The following is an 11801-nucleotide window of genomic DNA, read 5'->3' on the forward strand; positions in this document are numbered from 1 at the left end:
GTTCGAGATAGTCACACAGGTCTGTGTCGACACCACCGAACTCGGCCAGCACGTGCCAGCCGGTGAATTCCGCCGTCATGGGCAAACTCACTCTCGCTCAGCGCCCGAGACATGAACGGTCAAGGGCGGAAAACCATTGAAGGACACCGACGAATAACTCGCGGTATAGGCGCCGGTGTCGAGGATCTGGATCTGATCACCGGCTCGCAACGTGGTCGGCAGAAGGACCTTCGTGCGTTGATACAGTACATCGTCGCCGTCGCAGGTCGGACCCGCGACCACCGCCTCGCCGACCGGATCGCCGTCGCGATCGGTGACGAAACGGTAGGCGATGTACTCGTTCTCCGTCTCGGCCATACCGTTGTACCGGCCGATGTCGAGATACACCCAGCGCCGGCCATCCGGCGCGAAACGCACGCCGACGACCTCGGCGTGAATGGTGCCCGCGTTACCCACCAGCGCACGGCCGGGTTCGACGACCAGGCCGGTGGATTCGGGCAGGAACTCCGCGGCCGCGCCGGTCATGGCGGCGGCGATCGCGTCGAGTTCGGGAGCCGCGTCGGCGTAGGAGATCGGCAGACCGCCGCCCACATTGACCGCGGTGACGTGAATGTCCTTGTCCGCCAACGCCGTCACGATCTCACCGGCCTGCCGGATACCGATCCGCCAGGCGGCGGGGTCCAGCTGCTGGGAGCCGACGTGGAAGTACGGGCCGCCCACCACCAGACCCAGATCGCGGGCGCGCACCAGCAGCCGCAGCGCCTCGGCGGGCGCGCACCCGAACTTGGTGCCGAACGGGGTCCGCGACTCCGGCGCCGAGGACAGGAACCGGCACTCGACCTCGGAACCGGGGGCGTGCTCGGCGATGCGCAGCAGGTCGTCTTCGGTGTCGAAGGCGTAGCGGCGCACACCGAGGGCGAAGGCGCGCGCGATATGCGCGCTCTTCTTGATGGGGTTGCCGTAGCAGAGCTTGCCCGGGTCGATGCCCAGGCGCACGGCCTGGTCGATCTCGCCGATGCTGGCGACGTCGAACTCCGCGCCCTCGGCGTCGAGCAGCGTCAGCAACTCGTCGACCGGTGCCGCCTTCACCGCGTACCTGATCCGGGTGCCCCGGGTGCGCCGCGCCGACACGGCGGCTGCGAGAGCTCGGTAATTGGCACGTACCCGGTCGGGGTAGATGACAAGGTACGGGGATTCGGGCATAGTTGAACTTTCGGTCGGCGGCCGGGAGAGACTATCAGCGGCGCCTACCCAACAACGAATCCGTCAAACATTCGTCATTTTCCGTGATAGCGAACGGGTATTGATCAGCCCGCCGCTACCGTGACCTCGTCGAACACCACTTCACCCGCGGCGTCGGACTCCTCCAGATCGACGATGGCCGCCAATGCCCAGCCGTGGTCGCCCGCGGGGTCGTCGAGCACCTGGCGCACATGCCAGAAGCCGGGTCGCTGCTCCACCTGGAACAGCTGGGGGCCGCGTGCGTCGGGGCCGGTGCCGATCGAGGCGTACTCCTCGAAGTAGGGCGCGAAGTCCTCGGCCCAGTCGGGGCCCGGGCTGAGCTCCTCCAGGTCGTACCAGCGTTGCCTGGCGGCGAGCTCGACCCGGCGGAACATGGCGTTGCGCACCATCACCCGGAAGGCTCGCTCGTTGGCCGAGATCGGGCGCACCGACTCCGCCCCGAACGCGATCTGTTCGGTGTCGTTCTCCGCGCCGGGGTTGGTGAGCTGCTCCCATTCGTCGAGCAGGCTCGAATCCACCTGGCGGATCAGCTCACCGAGCCATTCGGTGAGGTCGTCGAGTTCCTCGGTGCGGGCCGCGTCCGGCACTGTACGGCGCAGTGCGCGGTAGGCGTCGGCGAGGTAGCGCAGGACCACGCCCTCGGAGCGGGCGAGTTCGTAGAACGAGATGAGTTCGGCGAAGGTCATCGCGCGCTCGATCATGTCGCGCACCACCGATTTCGGTGACGGCGCGAATTCGGAGACCCACGGATGCCCGGCCCGGTAGGTCTCGAACGCGGGGTCGATCAGCTCCGCCAGGGGCTTGGGCCAGGTGACCTCTTCCAGGAGCTCCATCCGCTCCTCGTATTCGATGCCGTCGGCCTTCATCTCGGCCACCGCGGCGCCGCGGGCCTTGTGCTGCTGGGCCATCAGCAGCTGGCGCGGGTCCTCCAGGGTCGCCTCGATCAGCGAGACGACGTCCAGTGTGTAGGTGGGGTTCTCGCGATCGAGCAGCTCGAAGGCGGCCAGCGCGAACGGCGACAGCGGCTGGTCGAGAGCGAAATCACGTTGCAGGTCGACGGTGAGCCGGGCCATCCGGCCCTTGGCGTCGGGTTCGGAGAGTTGCTGCACCACACCGGCATCGCGCAGGGCGCGGTAGAGCCGGATCGCGCGCAGGATGTGCTTGCGCTGGGCGGCGCGCGGCTCGTGGTTGTCCTCGAGCAGGTGCCGCATCGCGGCGAAGACATTGCCGGGGCGGGCGATCACGTTGAGCAGCATGGCGTTGGTCACCGTGAAGCGCGACACCATCGGCTCGGGCTGGGCGGAGACCAGACGGTCGAAGGTCTCTTCGCTCCAGGACACGAAACCCTCGGGCGGCTTGCGGCGCTGGACTTTTCGCTGCTTCTTCGGGTCGTCGCCCGCCTTGGCGATCAGGCGCGCGTTCTCCACCTCGTGTTCGGGCGCCTGCACGACCACGGTGCCCATGGTGTCGTAGCCGGCGCGGCCCGCGCGTCCGGCGATCTGGTGGAACTCGCGTGCCTTGAGCCTGCGGGTGCGCACACCGTCGTACTTGGTGAGCCCGGTCAGCAGCACCGTGCGGATCGGCACGTTGATGCCGACGCCGAGGGTGTCTGTGCCGCACACCACCTTGAGCAGCCCGTCCTGGGCCAGTTTCTCCACGAGCCTGCGGTATTTGGGCAGCATGCCCGCGTGGTGCACGCCGATGCCGTGCCGGATCAGCCGGGACAGGGTCTTGCCGAAGCCCGCGGCGAAGCGGAACTCGCCGATGGCGGCGGCGATCGCGTCCTTCTCCGCGCGGGTGGCGAAATTCACGCTGGTCAGTGCCTGCGCGCGCTCCAGCGCGGCGGCCTGGGTGAAGTGCACGACATACACCGGTGCCTGGTTGGTGGTCACCAGCTCTTCGATGGTCTCGGTGATGGGGGTGCGCACGTACGAGAACATCAGCGGGACAGGGCGTTCGGTGCCCGCGACCACCGTGGTCGAGCGGCCGGTGCGGCGTTCGAGATCGGTCGCGAAGAAGTCGACCTCGCCCAGCGTCGCCGACATCAGCAGGAACTGCGCGCGCGGCAGTTCGATGATCGGCACCTGCCAGGCCCAGCCGCGATCGGGGTCGGCGTAGAAGTGGAACTCGTCCATGACGACCTGGCCGACCTCGGCGGCCGCGCCCTCGCGCAGCGCCAGATTCGCCAGGATCTCCGCGGTCGCGCAGATGATCGGGGCGTCGGCGTTGACGGCGGCGTCGCCGGTGACCATGCCGACGTTCTCGGCGCCGAACACCTCGCACAGCGCGAAGAACTTCTCGCTCACCAGCGCCTTGATGGGCGCGGTGTAGTAGCTGCGCTGCCCGTTGGCCATCGCGAACAGGTGCGCGCCGACCGCGACGAGGGACTTCCCGGAACCGGTCGGGGTGGCCAGGATGACATTGGACCCCGAGGCCAGCTCCATCAGCGCCTCGTCCTGCGCCGGATACAGGGTGGTGCCCTGCTCGTCGGCCCACGCCGCGAACGACTCGTAGAGCGCGTCGGCGTCGGTCCCGGGAATTTCGAGCAGGTCGGTCAGATCCACTCCGACCACCCTAGTGGGCGCGGCGGGCGTAGCCCTCGTCAGACCTGAGCAGTTCAGGCCTTGCCGTCGCCGGAGGTGTCGTCGTAACCGCCCTGTTCGGCCAGGAAGCGCTCGAACTCCGCGCCGAGCTCCTCGCCGCTGGGCAGTTCGCCGTCACCGGCCAGCAGGCTGGACTGGCGTTCCTGGGCGGTGACGAAGCTGTCGTACTGGCGTTCCAGCGCCGTGACGACCGTCTCGACCTCCTCGTTGCCCGCGATGTGCTCGGCGACCTGCTCGCGCACGCGCGCCGCGGCCTCGCCCAGCGCCGCCAGCGGCAGTTCCAGGCCCGTGTTGTCGGCGACGTTCTCCAGCAGGGTCTGCGCGGCCTCGGGGTAGTCGGTCTGGGCCAGGTAATGCGGCACGTGCACGGAGAACCCGAGCGACTCGTGCCCGTGCTGGGCCAGCCGGAACTCGAGCAGCGAGGACGCGCTGCCCGGCACCTGCAGCTCACCGGGCCAGCGCTGGTGCTCGCCGATCAGCGAGCGATCCGAGGAGTGCGCGGTCACGCCGAGCGGGCGGGTGTGCGGGATCGCCATCGGGATCGCGGACAGGCCGATCATGCGCCGCACCCCGAGCTGTTCGGCCAGCAGCCGCACCGCGGTGGTGAACTTCTCCCAGCGCAGGTCCGGTTCCAGGCCTGCCAGCAGCAGGAACGGGGTGCCCGCCGTGTCGCGCAGGGCCCACAGGTTCAGCTCGGGCTCGGCGTAGTCGGAGAAATGATCGGTCTTGAACGTCATCAGCGGACGGCGCGAGCGGTAGTCGAGCAGCTCGTCGACGTCGAAGGAGGCGACGAGCTCGGATTCGAGACTCTCGCGCAGATGGGTGGTCGCCAGGCGCACGGCATGACCGGCGTCGGTGAAACCCTCGAGGCCGTGCACCAGCACGGGGCCCGCACCGTCGTCCGACGACAGCTGCGGTGCCGGGAACTCCAGCTCGTACATGTGCGACTGATCATCCATCGCGTACTCCTTCCTGCGCGGTCCACCAACGCTCGCGGCGGGGGAGGCGTTCTCCATTGTCCCCCACGCGAGCAGACGCATCGCACACGGCCGGAGGACGGCTCGTCCTGCTGCACAACAGCCGCCGCTGCCTCGACATTCCCGCGCGGCGTGGCGGCGGCTCCCGGATCGGCCCGGTGGGGCACAGTGGGTGGTGTGAACGTGGCGGAAACGACACCGACCGGTACGGGCCCGCGCGCCCGGACGCGGCGGGTGCTCGGCTGTGCGGCGGTGGTCTCGGTCGTGGCGCTGGCCGGGTGCGGGCAGAGCATCAGCGGGACGCCGGTCGCCGAGAGCGCGCTGGCGGTACGGCACATCGACGGCGCGCTGGCCGATCTGCTGCCCGCTCCGCAGCAGTTCCCGGCCCGGTATCCGGCGGTGGTGCTGCCACCGCAGGCGGCGGCCGCTGCCGCCGGTGATCTCGACGGGGTCGGGGCGGGCGCCACCGTCAGCCCGGCCACCTGCACACCGCCCGACCCCGAGGCGGACGCCGAACCGGCGGCCGTCATGGTCGGTTCCGACGACGCGAGCCGCGCGACGCTGACCGTCGAGGTGTCCAGGACCGCGGAACAGTTCGCGCGGCTGCGGGACCGGCTCGGTGGGTGCGAGCAGATCCGCGTCGGCCGGGCTGGGGCGGAGTCGACCGTCACGACCGTGCTCGACAAGACCGTCCCGGCCGGCGCCGACGACGCGGTGTCGTTGCGGCGCACCGTGATTCCCGATGTGGGCGGGGCCGGGCTGACGCAGACGATGCAGACCTCGATCGGGCAGATCGGTGACGTGCGGATCACGGTGACGTCGATGACCTTCGGCGCCGGGCAGCCCGACGGCGCCGCCGTCGAGGAGATGTTCGCGACCGCCGTCCGCGGCGTGCGCGGCAGCTGAGGGCGTCTACCACGCGGCGGTGACAGATTCGGTGTGGCGGCATCGCTCGGACCGGGATCGTTCCACAGCCGCGGCATTGTCAACAGGGCGGGAGAAAGCCCAGGTCGCGCGTCGGGCGCCGGAGTAGGCGGCGGGCACGGTGGAGCCATGACACCGTCGACGAACTCCACCCGCCGCGCCAAGCGCACCGGACCCTTTCCCCGAGCGCTCACCTGCGCCGAATCGACCCCCGCCTACCCCGCCGACCTGCCACAGCCGCCCCTGCGGGTGCAGGACCCCGGCGAGCTGATCGCCGCGCTGCCCGCGATGCTCGGCTTCGTTCCCGAACGTTCGCTCGTCGTCGCTATCCTGCACGGGCCGGGACGCGGCGGCACCGCCGCGATCGAAGCAGTCGTGCGTTTCGATCTGGACGGGGTCTGCGATCCGCGGCGCATCGACCAGTTCACCGCGTGTGTGGGGTCGATCTGTGTGCGCGAACAGGCGACCGGAGTGCTGGCGATCTTCGTCGACGACCGTGCGCTATCCGGTGTGCCAGGGGCGCTGCGCGACGTGGCACTGCTCGATGCGCTCGGCGCGGCGGGAATCGCGGTACGCGGGGCCTGGTCGGCGCCCGCGATCGTGGCGGGCGCGCGGTTTCGCAGCCTGTTCGACCGGGCCGGCGGCGGTGTCGTCGGTGACCCGGCGGCCTCCCTGGTCGCGCTGTCGCACGTGCTCGACGGCAGGCAGATCCGCCGCTCACGCAGCGAGCTGACGGCCCTGGTCGTGCCCGACCGGCAGCTGTGCGCGCAGGTTTCGGCCCGGCTCGGCCCCGAGGTGGCGCGATATCGCGGCGAGCTGTCCGCCGCGATACGCGCCGGGAACGGCGTGGCGTTCCAGCGCCGCCGCCTGGAATGGGTGCTGTGGCAGATCGCCGACACGGCGTCCGGTGCGCCGCGGGCCGACCGCGAACTCGCGCGACTGGCCGCCACGCTGCGCGACCGGCCGATCCGCGACGCGATGTACGGCCTGGCGCTGGGTGATCACGCCGAGGCGGCCGAGCAGCTGTGGGCCCAGCTCGCGCGGGCGACACCCGGCACCGATCGCGCCGAAGCCGCGGCGCTGCTGGGATTCAGCGCCTACGTGCGCGGCGACGGGCCGTTCGCCGGTGTCGCCCTCACCGCCGCGGTGGAGGCCGATGCCGGCCATCCGATGGCGGTGCTGCTGGAGACCTCGCTGCAGAGCGGTCTGCGCCCGGAACGGCTGCGCAAACTCGCCCACTGCGGTCGGCAGATCGCCGCGGACCTCGGGGTCGACATCGGCCCGATCGACCTGTGACGCCGCCGATCTCGCCGCCGGATCAGCGGGCGCTGTGTGCCTTGTCGCCGAGCGAACGCAGGAAATCCCAGGCGTCGGTGACGATCTCGTCGAGATCGTTGTGCTCAGGCTGCCAGCCCAGCTCGGCGATCGCGCGGTCGCTCGAGGCGATGAGCACCGCCGGATCGCCCGCGCGGCGCGGCGCGTCGATCGCCTCGATCGGCAGGCCGGTCACCCGCTCACACGCCGAGATCACCTCGCGCACCGAGAAACCCGTGCCCGAACCGAGATTGAGGATCCGGTGGCTGCCCGGCTGCGACGAGGACAGCGCGAGCAGATGCGCCTGTGCCAGATCGCGGATGTGGATGTAGTCACGCACACACGTACCGTCCGGCGTCGGCCAGTCGGTGCCGTACACGGAGATGGCCTTGCGGTGGCCCAGCGCCACCTGCAACACGAGGGGGATCAGATGTGTTTCCACGACCCGGTTCTCGCCGAGACCGCCGTAGGCGCCCGCCACGTTGAAGTAGCGCAGGCTCGTCGCGGCCAGGCCGTGCGCCACCGCGTAGGAGGTGATGGCGTGATCGATGGCCAGCTTGCTCGCGCCGTAGGGATTGGTGGGGCGCGTGGGCGAGTCCTCGGTGATCGGCACCTGCTCGGGCTCGCCGTACACCGCGGCGGTGGAGGAGAACACCAGTCGCGGCGTCGCGGTCTCGCGGATCGCCTCGAGCAGCGTGAGGGTCTTCACCACATTGCCGTGCCAGTACTTCTCCGGCCGCTCCACCGACTCGCCGACCAGCGACTGCGCCGCGAAATGCAGGACACCGTCGAAGGATTCGGCACGCAGCAGCTCCGGCGCGGCGACCGCGATGTCACCGTCGACGAACCGGGCGCCCGCGGGGACACCGTCGGCGTTACCGGTCGAGAGGTCGTCGACGACGACCACCTCGTGGCCTTCCTCGAGCAGGACGGCGGCGCACACGCCACCCACGTAGCCGGCGCCGCCGGTGACCAGAAGTTTCACGAATCAGACCAGCCTCACCTGGACGGCATGCGCCATCTCTTCGGACAGTTCGAAACCGGTATGACCAGGCACCGTGATCAGCACCGCACCCGGCTTGGTCTCCACGGTGACACGCGCGTCGGGCACCACACCCGCCTCGCGCAGCCTGCCGATGACCTCCGGGTCGGTCTGGATGTGCTCGGCCAGCCTGCGGACCACCACGGCGTGCAGCGTGCCGTTGGGCAGGTCGGACAGGCGGACGAGCGTCTCCTCGGCGGCGGGGGAATCGCCGAGGCCGAGCTCGTCCAGGCCGGGGATGGGATTGCCGTAGGGCGAGGTGGTCGGGTGGTTGAGCACCTCGATCAGGCGCCGCTCCACCTCCTCGCTCATCACGTGCTCCCAGCGGCACGCCTCGGCGTGCACGTTCTCCCAGTCGAGGCCGATGATGTCGACCAGCAACCGCTCGGCGAGCCGGTGCTTGCGCATCACCGCGACAGCCATGGCGCGGCCCTTGTCGGTCAGCTCGAGATGGCGGTCGCCGGCGACGAGCAGCAGGCCGTCGCGTTCCATCCGCGCGACCGTCTGGCTCACCGTCGGACCGCTCTGCTCGAGCCGCTCGGCGATGCGCGCCCGCAGCGGCACCACGCCCTCTTCCTCGAGGTCGTAGATGGTACGGAGATACATCTCCGTGGTGTCGACCAGATCCTTCACCTGTTACCCCTTCGTCGGCACGAATTCTACCCACGCGCGAACGCCCGTCCGCCCGCCGGACCGGCGGCCCTATTTCTACTGCATTGCAACGCCACACGGGGCCCGCTGCTTCCGGCTAGCGTGGCGAGCATGGTCACGCCGTCGCGCAGCGCAGAGTCCGGGACCGTCGTGTGGACCGAGCGATTCCTCGGCTACACCTGGAGTCCCGAGCATCCGATGAAACCGGCGCGCTTGCAGTTCACCATGTCGCTGGCCGAAAGTCTGGGTGTCCTCGACGGTGTCGAGCCGCTGGCGCCCGCCGCGGCGACCGAGGCCGACCTCCTGCGGGTGCACAGCAGCTCCTATATCGAGGTGGTGCGACGGGCCGGTGACGGGCCGCCGACGCCCGAGGACACCGTGTACGGCCTGGGCACCGCCGACAATCCGCTCTTCCCGCACATGCACGAGGCGGCCTCGGTCATCGTGGGCGGCACTCTCGCCGCGGCCAGGGAGATCGCGGCGGGACGGACCCGGCGGGCGGTGAGCATCGCCGGTGGAATGCACCACGCCATGCCGGATTCGGCGGCAGGCTTCTGCATCTACAACGATGCCGCGATCGCGATCTCGTGGCTGCTCGATCACGGGTACGACCGCATCGCCTACCTCGATGTCGACGTCCACCACGGCGACGGCGTGCAGCGCGCCTTCTACGCCGATCCGCGGGTCCTCACGATCTCGCTGCACCAGCACCCGGCGACGCTGTGGCCCAATACCGGCTGGCCGACGGAGACCGGACTCGGCGCGGCGGAGGGCACCTCGATCAACCTGCCGCTACTTCCCGGCACCCGGGATGCCCAGTGGCTGCGCGGGTTCCACGCGGTGGTGCCCGGCGCGGTAGCGGCGTTCCGGCCGCAGATCATCGTCAGCCAATGCGGGGTGGACACCCATCGGGAAGACCCGCTGGCCGATCTCGAACTCACCGTGGACGGCCAGCGCGCGGCCTTCCTGGCCATGCGCGATCTGGCCGACCGTCATGCCGAAGGCCGGTGGCTGGCCATCGGCGGCGGCGGATACGGCGTGGTGCGGGTGGTGCCACGCGCCTGGACCCATCTGCTCGCCGCGGCGCTGGACCGGCCGCTGGCGCCGGAGACGCCGGTCCCGGCCGACTGGATCGACCAGGTACGCGCCGCGTCCCCGCGCGTGCGGCCGCCGACGAGCATGGGCGACGGGGGCGATACCGGCTACCGGCCGTGGGACGGTCCCGGCGGCACCCCCGAGATCGGCGACGCCGGGCAGATCCGTGCCCAGCGGGCGGTCGACACCGCCATCACCGCCACCCGGCGGGCGAGTTTCGGCCTGCTCGGCCTCGACCCGGAGGATCCTCGTGACTGAGCCCTTGCTGCCCGACACCCCCGATACGCCCGCGAATCCGCCTGCGCCACCGCAACACTGGTATGCCGACGTGCTCGCGGCCGACGGCGGTGTGGTCCGGGTGCGCCCGATCATTCCCGCCGACGCCGCGTCGCTGGCCGCGTTCCACACCGGGCTGTCGGATCGCACCCGCTATCTGCGCTATTTCGGTCCGTACCCGCAGATCTCGCCGAAGGACATGTATCGCACCACCCACGTGGACTATCACGACCGCGTGGGACTGGTCGCGCTGCTCGGCGACGCGATCATCGGCGTGGCCCGCTACGAGCTGCTCGACCGGCCCGGCGCGCGCGCGGCCGAGGTGGCCTTCGTCGTCGCCGACGAGCACCAGGGCCGCGGCCTGGGATCGGTGCTGCTCGAACACCTCGCGGGCGCGGCGGCCGAGAACGAGGTGGTCGCGTTCGTCGCGGAGGTGCTCGCCGAGAACGAGGCGATGATCACGGTGTTCCGGGACGCCGGCTACCAGCTGCAGCGCAGCCGCGACGGCGCCGAGGTGCACCTGGAGTTCGCCATCGACCCCACCGAAGCGCTGCGTACGGTCCGGGACGCGCGCGAGGCCGCCTCGGAGGCACGCAGTGTCGGCAATCTGCTCGCGCCCGGTTCGGTGGCGGTGATCGGCGCGTCGCCGGAGCGGACCAGGGTCGGCGGCGCGGTGCTGGCGAACCTGCTCGCCGGCGGGTTCAGCGGGCCGGTCTTCCCGGTGAACCCGAACCGGCGCTCGGTGCGGGGTGTGCGCGCCTACGCCACCGTGCGCGAGATTCCCGACGAGGTAGACCTGGCGGTGGTAGCCGTGCCGCCGGCGGCGATCGGGTCGGTCCTCGACGACTGCATGGCCAAGGGCGTGAAGGGCCTGGTGGTGCTGACCGCGGGCTTCGGGGAGACCGGTGCGGCCGGTCTGGCCGCCGAGGACGACCTGGTCGCCGCGGCCCGCGGTCACGGAATGCGGGTGGTCGGCCCCAGCGCCCTCGGCATCGCCAACACCGACCCCGCGGTCGGCCTCAACGCCACCCTCGCGCCGGTGCTGCCCGAGCGAGGCCGGATCGGCTTCTTCTGCCAGTCCGGCCCGCTCGGCGCGGCGATTCTCGGCGAGGCCGCGGCCCGCAACCTCGGCCTGTCGACCTTCGTCTCGGCGGGCAACCGCGCCGATGTCTCCGGCAACGATCTGCTGCAGTTCTGGGACACCGCCGCCGATACCGAGGTGATCCTGCTGTACCTGGAGAGCTTCGGTAACCCGCGCAAGTTCTCCCGGCTGGCCCGGCGGGTGGCGCGGGGCAAGCCGATCGTCGCGGTGAGCAGCGGCAGGCTCGCCGCGGGCGCCGACATGGATCGCACGGTGGTGCGTGACCTGTTCGCCCAGGCCGGGATCATCCAGGTGGACTCCATCTCCGAACTGTTCGACTGCGCCGCGCTGCTGGCCTGTCAGCCACTGCCACGAGGCCCTCGGGTGGCGGTGGTCGGCAACAGTGCCGCGCTGAACTGGCTGGCCATCGATGCCGCGCACAGCGAGGGCCTGGGCGTGCACCGGCCGGTGACCGCCGTCGACCGTGGGCCGGGCGCCCGGCCGACCGAGCGCCGCCGCGGCCACGCGCCGGGCGACCTGCGCGAGTCGCAGGGGCGCGAGGAGCCGCCCGCCCACAACCCGGCAGCCGTGCAGAC

At 70.7% G+C, this 11801-nt stretch carries 9 protein-coding genes; 4 read left to right on the forward strand and 5 right to left on the reverse strand.

Annotated elements, in window-relative coordinates; all coding sequences use genetic code 11:
- Window positions 1–87: 87 nt before the first annotated feature.
- The 3 genes from ACFWPJ_RS13130 to ACFWPJ_RS13140 form a co-directional block, all read right to left on the reverse strand.
- Window positions 88–1203: a type III PLP-dependent enzyme gene (locus ACFWPJ_RS13130; protein WP_378850500.1), complete on the reverse strand. Its 1116-nt coding sequence runs from the start codon at window positions 1201–1203 to the stop codon at window positions 88–90.
- A 104-nt stretch (window positions 1204–1307) separates the two neighbouring features.
- Window positions 1308–3806: a DEAD/DEAH box helicase gene (locus tag ACFWPJ_RS13135; protein ID WP_378850503.1), complete on the reverse strand. Its 2499-nt coding sequence runs from the start codon at window positions 3804–3806 to the stop codon at window positions 1308–1310.
- Window positions 3807–3859: 53 nt separating this feature from the next.
- Complete coding sequence (locus ACFWPJ_RS13140) at window positions 3860–4804, reverse strand: proteasome assembly chaperone family protein (protein ID WP_378850505.1); 945 nt, start codon at window positions 4802–4804, stop codon at window positions 3860–3862.
- A gap of 195 nt (window positions 4805–4999) precedes the next feature.
- On the opposite strand from ACFWPJ_RS13140, the gene ACFWPJ_RS13145 reads away from it, so the two are divergent.
- Window positions 5000–5728 carry a sensor domain-containing protein gene (locus ACFWPJ_RS13145; protein ID WP_378850508.1) on the forward strand — a complete coding sequence of 243 codons (729 nt, stop codon included), beginning with the start codon at window positions 5000–5002 and terminating at the stop codon, window positions 5726–5728.
- A 147-nt stretch (window positions 5729–5875) separates the two neighbouring features.
- Entirely contained in the window at window positions 5876–7042 is a 1167-nt protein-coding gene (locus ACFWPJ_RS13150) for a DUF4192 domain-containing protein (protein ID WP_378850511.1), read from the forward strand.
- Window positions 7043–7064: 22 nt separating this feature from the next.
- On the opposite strand, the gene galE is transcribed toward ACFWPJ_RS13150, so the two are convergent.
- On the reverse strand, window positions 7065–8045 hold the full coding sequence (galE, locus tag ACFWPJ_RS13155; protein WP_378850514.1) for a UDP-glucose 4-epimerase GalE: 981 nt from the start codon (window positions 8043–8045) through the stop codon (window positions 7065–7067).
- Between the two features lie 3 nt (window positions 8046–8048).
- Window positions 8049–8735, reverse strand: a complete 687-nt coding sequence (locus tag ACFWPJ_RS13160) for an iron dependent repressor, metal binding and dimerization domain protein (protein ID WP_378850516.1) — start codon at window positions 8733–8735, stop codon at window positions 8049–8051.
- Window positions 8736–8864: 129 nt separating this feature from the next.
- Between ACFWPJ_RS13160 and ACFWPJ_RS13165 the strand changes: the two genes are divergently transcribed.
- Both ACFWPJ_RS13165 and ACFWPJ_RS13170 read left to right on the forward strand, forming a co-directional pair.
- The gene (locus ACFWPJ_RS13165; RefSeq protein ID WP_378850519.1) at window positions 8865–10106 is read left to right on the forward strand and encodes an acetoin utilization protein AcuC; all 1242 of its coding nucleotides are present in this window, start codon (window positions 8865–8867) and stop codon (window positions 10104–10106) included.
- Window positions 10099–11801, forward strand: a 1703-nt coding sequence (locus tag ACFWPJ_RS13170) for a GNAT family N-acetyltransferase (RefSeq protein WP_378850522.1), incomplete at its 3' end; no start/stop codon positions are given. The genes ACFWPJ_RS13165 and ACFWPJ_RS13170, both read left to right, overlap by 8 nt.

Origin of the sequence: Nocardia sp. NPDC058497, from assembly GCF_042720195.1 — a bacterium.
Classification (GTDB): domain Bacteria; phylum Actinomycetota; class Actinomycetes; order Mycobacteriales; family Mycobacteriaceae; genus Nocardia.

Coding starts and splice junctions, on each gene's coding strand:
- ACFWPJ_RS13150 (WP_378850511.1), top strand. CDS start 5,876: ATGACACCGTCGACGAACTCCACCCGCCGCGCCAAGCGCACCGGACCC.
- ACFWPJ_RS13130 (WP_378850500.1), bottom strand. CDS start 1,203: ATGCCCGAATCCCCGTACCTTGTCATCTACCCCGACCGGGTACGTGCC.
- ACFWPJ_RS13165 (WP_378850519.1), top strand. CDS start 8,865: ATGGTCACGCCGTCGCGCAGCGCAGAGTCCGGGACCGTCGTGTGGACC.
- ACFWPJ_RS13140 (WP_378850505.1), bottom strand. CDS start 4,804: ATGGATGATCAGTCGCACATGTACGAGCTGGAGTTCCCGGCACCGCAG.